Annotated in this window: 8 protein-coding genes; 5 read left to right on the forward strand and 3 right to left on the reverse strand. The window is 66.3% G+C overall.

The genetic code is table 11. The annotated features are described in order from the left end of the window. Positions 1-57: 57 nt before the first annotated feature. From ACFHVL_RS26130 to ACFHVL_RS26140, 3 genes are read right to left on the reverse strand one after another with little or no spacing between them, the layout of a single operon-like run. Entirely contained in the window at positions 58-1,011 is a 954-nt protein-coding gene (locus ACFHVL_RS26130) for a hypothetical protein (RefSeq protein ID WP_416631089.1), read from the reverse strand. 48 nt (positions 1,012-1,059) lie between these two features. Next, complete coding sequence (locus ACFHVL_RS26135) at positions 1,060-1,599, reverse strand: hypothetical protein (protein ID WP_416631090.1); 540 nt, start codon at positions 1,597-1,599, stop codon at positions 1,060-1,062. Beyond that, on the reverse strand, positions 1,596-2,699 hold the full coding sequence (locus tag ACFHVL_RS26140) for a helix-turn-helix domain-containing protein (protein ID WP_416631091.1): 1,104 nt from the start codon (positions 2,697-2,699) through the stop codon (positions 1,596-1,598). The genes ACFHVL_RS26135 and ACFHVL_RS26140 overlap by 4 nt, the downstream gene beginning before the upstream one ends. Positions 2,700-2,832: 133 nt before the next feature. On the opposite strand from ACFHVL_RS26140, the gene drmD reads away from it, so the two are divergent. Genes drmD through drmC form a run of 5 tightly spaced genes read left to right on the forward strand, consistent with a single transcriptional unit; the run spans position 2,833 to position 16,435 of the window. Beyond that, positions 2,833-5,985, forward strand: coding sequence for a DISARM system SNF2-like helicase DrmD (gene drmD, locus ACFHVL_RS26145; RefSeq protein WP_416631092.1), 3,153 nt, complete (start codon positions 2,833-2,835; stop codon positions 5,983-5,985). Next, positions 5,982-9,980, forward strand: coding sequence for an Eco57I restriction-modification methylase domain-containing protein (locus ACFHVL_RS26150; protein ID WP_416631093.1), 3,999 nt, complete (start codon positions 5,982-5,984; stop codon positions 9,978-9,980). Before drmD ends, ACFHVL_RS26150 begins: the two co-directional genes overlap by 4 nt. After that, positions 9,977-13,675 (forward strand): DISARM system helicase DrmA, encoded by a 3,699-nt coding sequence (gene drmA / locus ACFHVL_RS26155; protein WP_416631094.1) that lies wholly within the window; start codon positions 9,977-9,979, stop codon positions 13,673-13,675. The genes ACFHVL_RS26150 and drmA overlap by 4 nt, the downstream gene beginning before the upstream one ends. Then, on the forward strand, positions 13,672-15,696 hold the full coding sequence (gene drmB, locus ACFHVL_RS26160; RefSeq protein ID WP_416631095.1) for a DrmB family protein: 2,025 nt from the start codon (positions 13,672-13,674) through the stop codon (positions 15,694-15,696). The genes drmA and drmB overlap by 4 nt, the downstream gene beginning before the upstream one ends. Then, positions 15,671-16,435: a DISARM system phospholipase D-like protein DrmC gene (gene drmC / locus ACFHVL_RS26165; protein WP_416631096.1), complete on the forward strand. Its 765-nt coding sequence runs from the start codon at positions 15,671-15,673 to the stop codon at positions 16,433-16,435. Before drmB ends, drmC begins: the two co-directional genes overlap by 26 nt. The last annotated feature ends 96 nt before the right edge of the window (positions 16,436-16,531 follow it).

A 16,531-nucleotide genomic window follows, 5' to 3' on the forward strand; every position in this document is an offset into this window, starting at 1 on the left:
CCGGCGCACCCGTCACCCGGTCCCTGATCGCCTACGACCACTGACCGGACATCGGAACTACTCGTCTAGGAACACACTGCGAGCGGCGATGACCTGCCGGTGCAGCGCGTCGTGCCGACGGGAACATTCGGTGAGCAGCGCGGCGATCCGGGCTGCCGCCATGGTCACCTGCTGGTCGTCGGATTCCAGCGACTCGCGGACCTTGGCGAGCAGGCGATGCTCGGCCTCCATCCGGCCGGCGATGTGTTCCCGGGCCGTGGCCAGGCGTTGCGGAACGACTGTTGCCCACTCCTGGATGACGGCACGCAGGTCCCGGCGGGTGTTCTTGATCAGCTCGCGGAGGTCCTCGGCGAGCGAGACCGACAGCAGCCGAGCTCGGACCGCGGCGCGTTCCGCGGCGTCGAACGCTCCTTTGGCCAGCTGCCGTTCTAGTAGCACCTCGTTGGCGACCTGCTCGTCTTCGACGTCGAATTCCAGTCCACCGACCAGCGCGTTGATCGCGTCGCGGGTGGCGTTGAGGACGACCTCGCCGCGCACCGGGTCCTCTCGCTCGATCAGCAGCCGGAACTGCACCTGCCGCCGCTGGTGGGTCCGGGCCTCGTCGGTGAAGTCGCTGATCCGGTAGGTGAACGGCGCCTCGCGCTCGCCCCGGTTCAGGAGGGCGTCGACGGTGTACTCGCCGACGCGGCGGTGTTCCGATGCGGGCCGCTCCGGTGCGGTACGGCGGGCGAGCGTGGTGAGGCCGTCCACGACGTCGTCGTAAGTGGCTTCCTCCGCGAAGCCCTGCTGGGCAATGACCAGATCAATGGCGGCGAGGGCGAACGTCGCGACGTCATAGGTGGCCGCCGGCCAGCCCTGCCGGTTCGCGGCGACGATCGTCTCGGTGATCGGGCGGGATCGCATGAGCACCGCGACCCGCGCCGGGAAGGTGCGGTCGAAGACTGAGAGTTCCGCCGAAGCCGGTGACCCGGACACGGCGGTGCCGCCGGCGAGGTCGAAGAGCTCGTCCACTTCATCCCCTCCCATGCGCTTCCGCACTCGTACGGTAACCGGCCGTTGTCAGCGGGTGAGATCGGCTGCCGAGGCGGGCAGCCGGAGGTACCGCCCTTGCTGGGACATCGCCTGCATCAGCTCGAAGCCCTCGCGGGTGAGCAGGTCACCGTTGATGACCGCGACGGCGACGAGGTCGATCGTTTCGCGCGTGGTGATTCCGCGGAAGCGGGCAAATCGCAGGGCCTCCTGGTCGTCGGAGATCCACCACGAGCCGGCGAATTCCGGCCAGTGCTCGATCACGTGGCAGGTCTCCGCTTCACCGAGGTGCTGGAGAGGCTTGTCGTCTGTGCCGCCGAACACGGCGCGTCGGATGCGGCTAACTTGCTTGATGTCGGACTCGTCGGTGATCTCGATCGCCTCGCCCAGCCAGCCGTCCGAGGCGAGCCGGTGCAGGGCGGGAAGGACGTTCGCCGATTGGCTTGCCTCGTAGGCGACCGCTGCGGTCCAGCGGCCCCGTCCGTCGAGAACCGCCTTGAGCAGGTCGAGCCGGTCCACGGCGGCGAAGTTGCACAGGACGGTGTTGTCCGGAAACAGGAACTCGGTCATGGGGCATCGTGAGTTCCGTGCTCCAACTCGATCTCGCGCCTGAGTTGGTCGACCTCGACTCCGAGCAGGCTTGCGTAGGGGCGCAGGGTCGCCGCGCCGGCTTCGTAGGCGGCGTAGGTGTCGCGGACGAGAAGCCCGGGTGGGCGTGGTCGGGCCGCTTCGGTGACCAGGTGTGCGAACGCCTCGCCCCGGCCGGCTGCGTGCGCGGCCTTGGCGGCGGTGAGGGACTTGAAGCGGTCGCAGGTGCCCGCGTCGATGAGCCGCAGCTGCAGTAGCCGGTACGCCAATGCGGTCGGCGTCACGATCAGGTCGCAGGCGAGTGCGGCGAACGTGTCGTCGGTGAAGCCGGTGGTGCCGGCGGCGCGGCGGAGTATGTCCTCGGGCATGAGGAAGGCGGCGGCGAAGGCGTTGGCCCGCATCTCGCTCGGGTCCTTGGCCTGCGACTTGTCGTAGACGTCCCGGTCGAGGTGGACGTCCTGGTCGTCGTCGGTGAGCAAGTGGGCCAGCTCGTGGGCGAGGGTGAACCGTTGCCGGGTGGGCACGTGCGAGGTGGCCAGGACGACGAGCTTGACGTGCTCGGACGAGGTCGCCAGGCCGTCGAATCCCGGGCCGAGTTCGACGACGGCGACGTCGGCGCCGAAGACCACCTCGATCACGTCGGCCAGGTTGCCGGTCGCGACCGACCGACCCGCCTGTGTGACGCGCGTGAGGGCTTCCTGCGCGAGCCGGCGCCCTTGGTCCGCGTACCCACCACCCTTGGGCCCGCCGGTCAGCGGTCGCCAGGGCTGCGGGTAGCCGAGCGAGGCCATGTCGGCGCGCAACGTGCTGTACCGTCGCGCGGCGGTAATCGCGGTGGTGGCGCTGCCGCCGGTGGTTCGCGCGGCCATCGCCAGCGGTGGCTCGTCACCCGTGATGAGCCAGTCCACGGTGACCTGGCATAGCTCCGCGATGCGGGCGAGATCGACCGAGGAGAACCGGCGCGCACCGCTGAGGGACTTCGACATCTTCGATTCGTCGAGGCCGATGCGCTGCCCGAAGGCGCGACGGCTCATCCCGGATGCCTCGATCAGACCCAGGACTCGCTCGACGACGCTTGACACGACACCAAGCCTATCCACGACCTTGCGAAAATCGCAAGGCCTGTGGAGAATGGCGGACGGTGACCAACGAGGGGAAGACACTGACGTGACGATCATGGCGAACCCGCGGACCGGCAATGAGCCCGGATTCGCCGTGCCGCTCTTGCCTGAGTCGGGCCAAGTGGTTACCGTACGCGGCTCTACCTGGGCCGTGGTCGAGGTGCGCCCGCAGGGTCTGCCCCGCAGCCCCGCCGACGAGGGCGCAGCCGGCCTGACGCATGTGGTGGTGCTGCAGTCGCTGGAGGAGGACCGCCTCGGCCAGGAGCTCTCGGTCGTCTGGGAGCTGGAGGTAGGCCACACGGTCGCACCAGATCAAGGTCTCCCCGAGGCCATCAGCCCGGAGGCCTTCGACGACCCGAACACGCTCGCCGCGTTCGTCGACGCGGTGCGGTGGGGCGCGGTCACCTCTGCGGACGCCAACTCTTACCAAGCTCCATTCCGCAGCGGCGCCAACGTCGAGGCATACCAACTGGAGCCGCTGCGGCGCGCACTTCAGTCGTCGCGCACCAACCTGCTGCTCGCCGACGACGTGGGCCTGGGCAAGACGATCGAGGCCGGCCTGGTCATCCAGGAGCTGTTGCTGCGTCACCGAGCCCGCACCGTGATCATCGTGTGCCCACCAAGCCTCGCCCTGAAATGGCAGGACGAGATGCGCGAGAAGTTCGGTCTCGACTTCGTCATCGTCAACAGCGACCTGATGGCGACCGTCCGACGCAGCCACGGACTGAACGCTAACCCCTTCCGGCTATTCCCCCGGGTCATCGTCAGCATGTCGTGGCTACCCAGTCTGCGGGCACAGCGGCTACTGCGCGACGTGTACGCCGACGTGGCGGACACGGCCACCGCCCGGCGCTTCTCCTTCGACGTCCTGGTGGTGGACGAGGCGCACCACGTCGCACCCGCCAGCCCCACTACCGCGTCCGGCCGGCGCGGCTACGCCGTGGACAGCCACCGCACGACGGCGACCAAAGCACTCGCCGAGAGATGTGAGCACCGGCTCTTCCTCAGTGCCACACCGCACAACGGGTACTCGGAGTCGTTCACGGCGCTGTTGGAGATGATCGACGGGCGCAGATTCACCCGGGGCGCCAACCTCGACGAACGTGCGCTGCGCGACATCGCGGTCCGCCGGCTGAAGACCGACCTGCCGGAGAAGGGCTTCCACCAGCGAGTGCTCCGACCAATTGTCTTCACGCCGAGCGATGAGGAGCAGCGGCAGTTCAGCACCCTCGCTCGGATAATCGCTGACAGCGCTCGCGCCAACGGCAAATCGGGTGCCGGCGGCATCGTGGCCATGCTGCTGAAGAAACGGTTCCTGTCCAGCCCTTGGGCGTTCGCCCGAACGCTGGAGCTGTACGAGGAGGCGGCTGACGGCGGCCGGCTGGCTATTGAGGACGAGGAGCAGTACTACCAGGAGGTGCTCGGTAGCGGACAGTCCGACGAGGAGGAGGGCGACATCGAGCATCCCGAGTTCACCACCTTGCGGCAGAGCAAGGGTTCCCATGCGCTCGTGACGGCAACCAACGACGAGATCGACAAGCTCATCGACTGGGGCCGCCGCTACGAGAACCGCCCGGATTCCCGCTTGGACGCGCTGATCAGCTTCCTCAACGCGATCTGCCGCCCCGACGGCAAGACGTTCACTAACGAGCGGGTCGTCGTCTTCACCGAGTACGCCGCCACGCTGGACTGGATCGCCCGCGTGCTGGCGCAGCGCGGCTACCGCGATGTCCTAGCCACTATCCAGGGCTCTACGCCGGCAGACGAGCGGGAACTGATCCGCGACCAGTTCACCAAGGACCCCGCCAGGTACCCGGTCCGAGTGCTGGTCGCCACCGACTCGGCCGGCGAAGGCATCGATCTGCAGGACCACTGCCACCGGCTGGTCAACTTCGACATCCCGTTCAACCCGTCGCGCCTGGAGCAGCGGATCGGCCGCATCGACCGATACGGCCAGAACCACACCCCGGAGATCTACCAGTTGGTGCCGGACTCGACCGAGACCCCGTACGCGCGGGACATGAACTTCCTGATCGAGCACATCGCCAAGAAGGTCGGCACGGTCGCGGCTGACCTGGGCTCGGTCAACCAGGTGATCGCCGCCGCCGTACAGGACCACTTCAATCCGCCTGCGGCCGGCCGCAGAGGCAGGCCGCCTGCTCCTGACGACGGGAACTCGGTGATCACCCGCGCTCTCGCCGGCGGCATCACGCTCAACCGTCAGCTGACCGAGCTGTCCCGCAATTACGACGTCCGCAAGGCGGAGATGCACCTGACGGCCGCAAACGCCCGCCGGGTCGTCGACACCGCGCTGACCCTCACCGCGCAGCCGCCGCTAGTACTGGACGACAGCTTCGCCCAGGACCTCGACGCCGAGGTTTTCCGCGTACCCAACCTCGGCTCGGCATGGCAGTCGGCGTTACGTGGCCTGGACACCCGCAGCGAGCCCGGCGTGCCCCGCCCGATCACGTTCGACGACAAGGCCGCGCAGGGTCGCCACAAGGAGTTGGTCCACATCCACCTCGGGCACGCTCTGATGCAACGTTCGGCACGTGTGCTGCGCAGCGCGCTGTTCAGCGTCGACTCCCCTGTCCACCGGGTCACCGCCGTCATCGTCGACGGCCTGCCACAGTCTTGTGTCGCCGCGGTGTCCCGCCTGGTTCTCGTCGGCCGGGGCGGCCTGCGCCTGCACGAGGAGGTGTTCCTCACCGGCGTCCGGGTCCACGGCCAGGCGATGGCCGAGGCCAAGGTAGAGCAGGTTCTCGACGAGACACTCGACACGCACGACCTTGCCCTGGCCGATGAACCCGTACGCGCCGCACTTGCGGACCTGTGGAACGCCGAGGACTCCCGGCTGCGCGCCCGTCTGCTGACCGCGATGGCCCGCAAGGCCGCGAGCCGGCAGGAGAAGGTCACCGAGGCGCTACAGGCACGCCGGGACTCCGACGTCACCCGAGCACGGGAAATCTTCGGCGCGTTCCGGACGAACCTGCAAGAGTCCCGCGACCGGCTGACCGCCGAGATCCGCAGCCAGGAAGAACTCCTGTTCACCGACGATCAGCAGGCCCAGCGACGCCGCGACCTACGCGCGATGGAGGACCGGTTGGCGAGCCTGGACGATGAGGAACAGCGTGAGATCGCCAGCATCCGTGAGCGATACCGCGACATCAAGCCGCACGTGTCAGCTGCCGCAGTCGTCTTCGCGCTGACCCTGGCCGATGCCGAAGCGGGGAGGGTCGCGGCATGATCCGCAAGCACGCACCGACCGCTGCCGATCTGCACCGCGGGTGGCTGGAGCTGGTCGACACAGACGGTCCGTTCCTGGCCGTGCCGGCGCTGCGGCGAGTCTGGCCGCAGGGCATGCCGCAGCTGGAACGCAACGCGCTCGCCGCACTGAAGGATGCCAAGCCGGCGTTTGAGAAGGCATGGGAGAACTGGGACAAGCAGCCCGGGGACGCCGCCTTGGATCTCTACCGCCAAGCCCGCGACACCTGGGTGGACGTCGTGGTGCGCGACATCCTCGGCTGGGGCGACACCTACCGCACCGACACTGGCATCGCGAGCGTGCGCTCACCGAATCACGCCGTGACCGTACAACCCAACGGCGCCCTCGTCCACGGCGACCTGACCGGCGCGCTGGTCCTCATCACCGACCCGGTCGATTCCCTGCGCGACCCGCTCAACGACGGCTGGGCCGCCACCCCGATCGATCGCATGGAAGAACTGCTGCGCACGGCGAAGGTTCCCATCGGTGTTGTCACCGACGGCCGTTGGTGGGCGATCGTCAGCGCCCGCGAGAAGACCATGGTCGCCTCAGGCATCGTGGACGCCCAGACCTGGATCGAGGAACCCCAAACCCGCAACGCATTCATCGAGTTGCTCCAGCGCCGCCGACTCGTCGGCGGCAAACCGCAAGACCGGCTCACCGAGCTGTTCGGCCAATCCGTCGCCGCCGCCGAAGAGGTCACCGAGGCGCTCGGCACCCAGGTCCGCCGCGCCGTCGAACTACTCGTCCAAGCCCTGTCGGAAGCAGCCCTCGACGCCGATCCCGATCCGCTGCCGGACAACCGCGCTCACGTATATGAGGCGGCCGTCACGGTAATGATGCGGGTGGTGTTCCTGCTCTTCGCCGAGGAACGCGGCCTGCTGCCCCAGGGACGGCTGTTCGCCGCAGGCTACGGCGTCAGCGGAGAACTGGACGCCCTCGATGCCCGCGCCCGTGAGGAAGGCACCGAGGCACTGGACGCCACCTACCTCACCTGGCACCGGCTCCTGGCCACCTCACAGGCGCTGTTTCACGGCTCGTCGTTCGAAGACATCCGCCTGCCCTCGTACGGCGGGTCATTGTTCGACCCGAGCCGCTTCCCTTTCCTCACCGCCCGCAACGACCGCGGCACTCTCGCCATCACCGTCAGTGACCGGGTGATGCTGGAGGTCCTGGACGCCGTCCAGGTCGCCAAGCTCAAGGGGCAGCCGGCCCGCAGGATCTCTTTCCGCGACATCGACGTCGAGCAGATCGGCTACATCTACGAGGGCCTGCTCGGTTACTCCAGCACGCAGGTCGACGAGGTCGTCGTCGGCCTTATCGGCAAGGAGGGCGAAGAACCCGAGATCCCCCTCGCCCAGCTCGAAACACTCGCCGCCGAGACGCAGACCGACGCCGCCCTGTCCGACTCCATCCTCGCGTGGGTCAAGGAAAACCAGCCGGCGGCCACCGCACCGTCCAAGTCCGCACTTAAGAAAGCGATCCGGGACAGCGCGAAGGTCGAGGACGCCGAACGCGCGCTGCGCGCGGTCACGACCGACGAGCATCTACGCGACCGGCTCCGCCCCTTTATCGGCATCCTCCGCCGCGACCTGCGTAACCGCCCTCTCGTCGTCGTTCCCGGCGGCGTCCTCGTCGTCGAAACCCCGTCGCGGGCGACGGCAGGCGCCCACTACACCCCGCGCGCTCTCGCCGAAGAGGTCGTCCACTACGCCCTCGAACCGCTCGTCTACGACCCGGGACCACACCAGCAGGTCGACGGCTGGGTACCGGTATCGTCGGACCGTATCCTCGACCTCAAGGTCGCTGACATCGCCTGCGGTTCCGGTGCGTTCCTCGTCGCCGCCGCCCGCTTCCTCGCCGCCCGCCTCGTCGAGGCATGGCGCAGTGAGGGCGTCGCGGTCGGCACGCCGCACGAACAGCAGACCCACGCCATCCGCACGATCGTGGCAACCTGCCTATATGGCGCCGACATCAACGTGATGGCAGTCGAGATGTGCAAGCTCTCGCTCTGGCTGGTATCACTCGACCCGAAGCTGCCATTCTCCTTCGTCGACGACAAGATCCTGCACGGCAACGCCCTGCTCGGCCTCACCAACGCCCGGCAGCTCAAGCACAAACACATCAACCCCGACACCGCACCTCATCAGCCGAGCCTGCTCGACCTCGACATCGACGGGATCCTCCGCAAAGCAGCCCGACTGCGCCAGAAGCTCGCCACTGAGGTAGACGACAGCGACCCGCAGCGCTCGGCAACAACCAAACGCCGCCAGTGGCGCGACTATCAACAACTCACGGCACAGCTCACCGACATCGCCGATGCCGTGGTCGCCACCGGACTACGGCTCGGCGGCAAGCCAGGAAGGGCACTGCGCGAGGCGTACGAGAACCTTCTCATCGCCATCGAGCAGGCCTACCCTGGCTCTGGCGGCACACCGGACCGCACCGTGCTCGACAAGATCCTTGACGCCGGCCTCACCCCGACGGTGGAGACCGATTACGAGCGCTGGAAGCCATTGCATTGGATCCTCGCCGTACCCGACGTCATGGAACGCGGCGGCTTCGACGCCATCGTCGGCAACCCACCATTCCTCGGCGGCCAGAAGCTCACCGGGACCACGGGAACCAACATTCGCGACTGGTTCGTAAATGTCCTAGCCAACGGCACAAGAGGGAGTGCTGACCTCGTCGGATATTTCCTCCTTAGAGCCGTTTCCCTATTGACCGAAAATGGTAACCTCGGTCTGATTGCTACCAACTCTGTTTGGCAGGGCGCAACCCGAAGAATCGGCCTTGACCGCATGGTCGCTAGCGGGTTCACGATTACACGGGCAATCCAAAGTGAATCCTGGCCCGCAGCGAGCGCCAACCTCGAATACGCGGCGGCATGGGGAACCCGGCGACCCGTTCCGACCGACCTGCCAAGAATCGCCGACGGGATTGCAGTGCATAGGATTTCCTCGTTCCTGGAGGCCGTCGGAAGAGTTGACGGCGCAGTCACGAGGTTGACGGAGAATGTGGGGATCTCCTACCAGGGATGTATCGTACTTGGCATGGGTTTCGTTCTGGAACCCCACGAAGCAGAAGCATGGATTGCCACGAATCCGGCGAACTCCGATGTCCTTATTCCATACCTTAGTGGAGAAGACCTCAATTCCAGGTTCGACCTGTCAGCCTCTCGCTGGGTCATTGACTTCACGGGTCGCTGCGAAATCTGCGCCTCCAAATTCTCCGAACCGTTCGATAGGGTTCGAGAGCGGGTTTTGCCTGAGCGCGCCAAAAAAGCGAAGCCTGTTAGGGAGGCTCCTTGGTGGACCTTCCTTCGTCCGCGACCGGCCATGCGGAAGGCCATAGCGGGCCTGCGAGAGGTTTTGGTGATCGCGCGAGTAAGTAAGACCGTCATGCCTGCTCGCGTAGCCAATGATCGGGTATTCCATGAGAAGGTTGTGGTTTTCGCAACCGATTCACACTCGGACCAGGCGGTGCTGTCGTCCAGCCTGCACCAACTTTGGGCGATTAAGCATGGAACGACGATGCGCATCGACCCCACCTACACGCCGTCCACATGCTTCGACACCTTCCCGCGTCCAGAGCAGAGTGATCGACTCGACGAAATTGGGCTCAGGCTAGACGTCGTCAGGCGGGAGATCCAGACTCGACGAGAGGTGGGACTCACTGAGCTTTACGGTTTAGTCAATGATCCAGATACGCCCGACTCGGCCGACCGCGATGTTGCTCGACTGCGCGAAATCCACATTGAGCTAGACCACGCTGTGATGGACGCCTACGGGTGGAACAATGTCGCGCTAGATCACGGCTTCCACACCTGGCGTCAGATGACCCGGTGGACCGTTAGTCCAGAGGCGAGAGTCGAGATCTTGGATCGGCTGTTGGAGGAGAACCACCGACGTGCGGCGGCTCAGGGTGAAGCGCCGTCGCCCGCCGAGGATGAAGACGAAGAAAGGGGCGAAGAGTGACCGCCCCGCAGAAGGCTACAAGGGAACGGCAGTATCGGCTCAAATATGAGCCGGATGGACGGTCGTGGACTGCACGCGAGGACCTAGTCGACATTCTCGAACGTGAGCTGCTCGGCCCGGCGAACGGTCCCAACGAGATCTTGGATGCCTCACCGGACGTCGTGTATTTGGTCGGTCGGATTGCTCCGGTGCGACTCAAGTCCGGAAATGAAGATCCGAAGGACGCGGAGTCCGACGACGCCGTCACCGATGTCGGTGACGCCCTCGACGCCCGGGAGAGCCGCGGGGTGCCGGTCACTGCGGTCGAGGAGAGCGGTGCGGGCGCCGACGAGGATGCGGTGGAAGACGAGCCGCAGAAGCGTGGGCTGATGATTCCCGCCTCTATGGGTCTGCGCTGTCAGCTTCCCATGGGCGTTACGGAGTTCACGGTGACCGCGTCGTGGGGTGTCTATGAGCCGATCAAGGAGAAGGTCGAGGACGGCAAGGCCGGGATGCGGAGTTACAAGCGCACCCCCGTCGACATCCCGGCGAAGATCGCCGTAGCCGACCTCATGCCGGGGAAGACCACGACGGTCCTGTTGAAGGACAAGGTGGTCCTTCGGATCGATCGCCACGACGATCCGGAGCGCAGTTGCCGACTCATCGAAATTGCGTTGTGCAATGACCAGGTAACCCCGCGCAAGATCCCGGTGAACGCCTGGCTTTTCCAGACCGAGTTGCGGGTCGAGGCGGGCGGCGAGGACGTGTTTCTGCCGGTCACGGATCCGTTGACCGATACGCGTCCGGAGCGTGACGACGAGCTGCGCCGGCTGCGGTTGCAGTATCGGGACCGGCTGGAGTTCGCCGTGGGTCGGACCTGCTCGGTCGACTGGGACGTGGACAATGGCGCGCGGAGGGCACGCGCGGTATGGACGACGTGGTTGCCGACGTGTCAGACGCCGCAGACCACCGCCGAGGAGATCGGTACGGCGCTGTTGGACATGAAGCGTCTAGAGTCCGCGAGCGAGGAGGAGCTGCGGGCCGGCCTGGAGCCGATTGTGAACGGCTACGCGAGCTGGCTGGAAGGTCAGAAAGCGGCCGCCGAGGCGCTTCCGGAGCATCTGCGTGGCGAAGGGCTGGACGCGGTCCGGGAGGGGGGCAGGGTTCAGCAGCAGCTTGCCGAAGGGCTGGAGCATCTGCTCGGTGATCCCGAGGCGTTGCGGTGCTTCCGGTTCATGAATCGGGTGATGGCCGACCAGCGGGTTCAGTCGCAGGTGGCCGCGCGTCGGGCAAAGAACCCGAAGGAGAGCATCGAGCAGGCGCGTGCGGCAGTGCTCGCCGAGGGGCCGAAGGCGCACTCGTGGCGTACCTTCCAGCTCGCGTTCGTGTTAATGCAGCTTCCGTTGTTGAGCGATCCGGCGGCACCGCGACGTTCCGGGGATCTCGCCAAGGCGCAGCTGTTGTTCTTCCCGACAGGTGGCGGCAAGACCGAGGCGTACCTGGGTTTGGCCGCATACACGTTCGCTATCCGCCGACGGCAAGGCATTATCGATACCTCCGACGGGTCGCTGGACGGCGGGCGCGGTGTCGCCGTGCTTATGCGGTATACGCTGCGGCTGCTCACCGCGCAGCAGTTCCAGCGCGCCACGACGCTGGTGTGCGCCGCGGAACGAGTTCGCCTGGAGGACGAGGCGACGTGGGGCACCGAGCCGTTCCGGATCGGGCTGTGGGTGGGCACGGATGTCAGCCCGAAGCGGTACGACGAGGCCGAAATGCAGCTCAACCGGGCCAATAAGGGCAGCGGGTACCGGCTGACAGTGCTGCAAATTCAGCGGTGTCCCTGGTGCGGCAGCCGGATCAGCGCCCGCAACATGCGGGCTGTCGAGGGGATTCGCCGGGTGTTCGTGTACTGCGGCGACGACCTGGCGTCCTGCCCGTTCGCCGACGGTGGCGAGGTGCCGGACGGTCTGCCGGTCCTCACTGTGGACGAGGAGATTTACCGGCTCGCCCCCGCCTTCCTCATCGCCACGGTAGACAAGTTCGCCCGCCTGGCTCGGGAGGGTGAGGCGGCGTCGCTGTTCGGTTACGTATCGCGGCACTGCGGGCGGCACGGCTTCGTGCACGCCGACTACCGGCACTGTGACATTAGCGTGGGCAGCAAACATCCCAAGACCAAGGACGGTTTTCCGCAGGCGGCCGTACGCCCGTCACCACGGTTGAGGCCACCCGACCTCATCATTCAGGACGAGCTGCACCTGATCACTGGTGCTCTCGGGACGACGGTCGGGTTGTTCGAGGTGGCCATCGACGTAATGGCCAGTTGGCGGACGACGGCCGGTGATCGGGTGCGGCCGTTGGTGGTGGCTTCCACGGCGACCGCGCGCAACGCCCCGGACCAGGTCCGCTCGCTGTACGGCCGAGACGTCACGATCTTCCCACCGCAGGTGCTTGACGCCGGCACGACGTTCTTCTCCAAGGAGGAGGAAATCTCGGAGGAGTTCCCGGGTCGGCGCTATGTCGGGCTGTCCACCACAGGGGTCCGCCTGACGACCGCTGAGATCCGGGTCGCCGAGGTGCTGATGGCGGGTGCGCAGTTGCTGCTGGACCGGTGCGGTGACGTCGCTGACCCGTACATGACGCTGGTCGGCTATTTCAGCGCCACGCGAGAACTGGCTGGAATGGCCAGGTACATGGGCGACGACATCCAGACGGCGCTGGCCAAGAGGCGGCCTTGGTCGTTGCTGCCGAGCCGGACCGGGACGGACTTCGGGTCGCTGAACGTCGCCGAGCTCACCTCTCGGGTCTCCAGCGCCGATATCACCGCCACCCTGGACCAGATGGCGGTGCCGTTCTCCGCGCGATTCGACTCCACCGTTGGCAAGCGGGAGCTACGGGCATTGCGGCAGGCGCATCAGCCGGTGCCGGCCCGGGACGTGAGTCCCTACGATGCTGTCCTGGCCACGTCGATGCTTCAGGTCGGTGTGGACGTGGCCAGGCTCGGGCTCATGCTGGTCGTCGGTCAGCCGAAGAACACTGCGGAGTACATTCAGGCGTCCTCCCGGGTCGGACGTGACCCGGCCAGGCCGGGCCTGGTGGTCTCGCTGGGCAACTGGGCACGGCCCCGTGACTTGGCCCACTTCGAGCAGTTCCGCCACTACCACGAGACCTTTTACGCCCAGGTCGAGGCGTTGTCTGTCACCCCGTTCTCGATGACGTCGCTGGAACGAGGGCTCGATGGGGTCCTGGTCAGCGCTGCGCGGGTGGTGCAGGCCGCCGAGTCGCAAGGGCTCTCGCCGGAGCACAGCGCCGGCCGGATCGACGGCCAGCGCACCTTTGCTGTCGAGCTGATCGACGCGCTGGTCGACCGGGTGCTGGACGCCTCGGACGAGGACTCGGCAGATCGGGCACGGCAGCGGCTACTCAACCGGCTCGACCAGTGGGACAAGCGCCGCAAGTACCTGGCCGACCTGCGCAAGTCGTTGGTGTACGAGAAGGTCGCCGACGGCAGCCGGCAGGACACGCTGATGATGAGTGCGGAGAACGCCAAGTCCCGTGCCAGCGGGAGGGACGCGCCGCCGTTCGTGGTTGCCAACTCCATGCGCGAGGTACAGCCGGAGATCAACCTGCTGGTGAGTCCGATCAAGGAAAACCTGTTCTACATTGCCCCACCGGGTGCCCCAACATGGGAGCTGCCCGAGGTGAACGGAGCGTCATGACGGACAAGGCCAGGTTCGTCTACGACGCCGCGAACGCCGTCGATCCGCTGGGTGATGCGGAGAAGGAAGCTGAAAAGGCGACCAAGCACAACCGCGCCAAGGTTGGTTCCGGCCGCCCGTCGTCGCTGCTCTACACCTATGGCCCCGGTTCGATCATGGACCTACCCCAGTTCACGATCATGCCCACTGGGCTCGACGACTGGGACCGGATCTGGCGTCGCCGCGACGGGATTCCGCAGATTCGCGCTCCGCGGCTGCGTGAGGTCGTCGCCAGGCTCCTGCGCTCACGGGACGTGCAGTTACGCCCCCATCCATGGCAACCGAAAAGGATAAGCCTCTCTACTGAGGGTAATGACCTCGGCGTTCCCGCACGGGTCTTCCCCCAATGGCTACGGTGCACCGGTTGCGACATGCTCGGACTGCTCTCGCAATTCTCTTACACCAACACCCACCCGTTCCGGACCGACCTGGCGTGCTTCGAGCACGCCAAGTGCACCGGACGCAAGGGCAGTGCCAGCCGCAAAGCGACCAGGCGCACCGCCGTACCTGCGCGGTACCTGCTCGCCTGCGTCGACGGTCACCTCGACGAGTTCCCATACGACCTGTGGGTGCATCACGGCAAGGCGTGTCCAGAGGCAGAGTTTCCAATACTGAAGATGGTCGACCGGACCGCAGGCAAGGGCGCATCAGCAGTCATCCACTGCGAATCCTGTGAGCAGCGCCGGCCGATGAACGAAGCCCAGGGTGAAGCCGGGCGCAGCAAGCTGCCGGACTGCCGAGGCCGTCATCCGCACCTTGACGCGTTCGAGCCGAACCGGTGCCGCAACAAGACCCGGCTCATGCTCGTCGGCGCGTCGAACCTCTGGTTCCCCGCGACTCAGTCGATCATCGTGATGCCGGAGTCCCAGCAGGAACGCACCAGCGACCTCGCCAATCAAATCCGCGTCGCGCTCGGCGACAAGCTCACCAGGTACCACGACGACCTCGAAACGCTCCGTGACGTGCTCGACGGCAAGGTCGACATCTCCGAACTGTCCGACGATCAGGTAAGCGCGGCTGTCACCGCTGCACTGACGCCTCCGGAGTCGGCCGAGGAGCAGGAGGCGTGGATTCGCGACTGGGATCCGGTGGATCTACTCGTCCCCGAATGGCGCTACCTGCAAAAGGATCCACTCGGCCTGCGCCACGAGGACGAGGCAAGTGGACTTACCTTGTCCAAACGAGACCGCGATGCCGACTTGCGGCCCGAGATCGTCCGGGTGCTGGCCGTCGAACGGCTACGGAAGGTAAACGCTCTCGTGGGTTTCACCCGCATCGACGACATGGACCGAGTCGGCGACCTACCCCAGCGCCTCGCCCCACTAACCCGTGCCCCACGCCCGGCCTGGACAGTCGCCACCGAGGACCGCGGCGAAGGCATCTTCCTCCAGCTCGATGAGCAGGCCGTCGCCTCCTGGGAGAAACGGATCCACGCGACGGAGCTGTGGAACGCCCACCGCGAAGCCCACAAACGCAACTTCGAGAGGCGCTTCTCTGAGACCGCCGAGTCCGTCAATGCTGACTCGCGTCTCAGACCGCCACGGTACTGGCTGGTGCACACGCTGGCCCACATCCTCATCCGGGAACTCGCAATGACCAGCGGCTACTCCGCCGCGAGCCTAAGCGAACGCCTCTACGCCTGGCCGGAAACGGACAACCGGGAGGCAGCGGCCGGCCTGCTGATCTGCACCACGGCATCCGACAGCGACGGCACCCTCGGCGGACTCGTCCAGCAAAGCGAACCCGCCCGTCTTCAACGAGTCGTGGCCAACGCGCTCTACCGCGCGACGCGGTGCTCCTCGGACCCGATCTGCGCGATGCGCCAGCCCGACGACCCCGAGGACTTCCTCCACGGCGCAGCCTGCCACTGTTGCGTCATGGCGTCCGAGACCTCCTGCGAACGCGCCAACCGCTTCCTGGACCGGCGTCTGCTTGTCGACCTCCCAGGGAGCGGCGTTGGTTTCTTCGGACAAATTGATTGACGCCTCCGCCGCCCGACGCCTGGGTGAGCTGCTCACCGGCACCGAGGCAAAACAGGTCGCGGACCGGCTGGCCGACGGCGACACCCTGACCGTCGCGCTTAAGGCCATCCCGGCCGCACGCAGGGCCCCCGCCCGGTCCTTAGCGGAGAAGGCTTCAACAGCCTCCCTGATTGCTGTCCTACGGGCGATCGAAGGGGCGCGTACGGCACCGAGCACAGTGAGTGCGCTTTGGACGATGCCCGGCCACGTCGCCCAGCGCGGCCCGCTCACCAGTTCGGTCAGCCACTTCGTCGATGGCGCTCGGCGATCGGTGACCTGCTCCACCTTCAACTTCCAGCGCTCGTCCGCGCTCTGGGTGACGCTGAGGCGCGCTGCGTTGCGACCGGAGCTGGCCGTGCGGGTATACGTGGATGCCGCAGCCGCGGATCACAGCGTGAGCCGCTCGACCCCGACCACCGCCGAGGTAGCCAGCCACCTTCACCCGGCAACCGTGCTGCGAACAAAGGAGTTCAAAGGCACCATGGTCCGCAACCACGCTAAGTTCATCGCCATCGATCATCGCTTCCTGCTGGTGACGAGCGCGAACTTCTCCTGGACCGCCGAGCACGGCAATGTCGAATTCGGGGTGCTCATCGACAACCGGAACCTCACCGAGGCTGTCGAGCGCGAGATGCTCGATGCTGAGGACCTACTCTACGAACGCGTTCCCGACCCCCGGTACCACGAGCAGACGGCTTGACCGGGTGACGCTTGGGTCAGCCGGGTAGCTAAACAATCCTTGGGTGCCGGTCTTGGTGCTCGTCGGGTGCTCGGAGGCCGTGTACCGGACCGACGT

This window comes from Micromonospora sp. LOL_023 (assembly GCF_048060115.1).
GTDB lineage: Bacteria > Actinomycetota > Actinomycetes > Mycobacteriales > Micromonosporaceae > Micromonospora_E.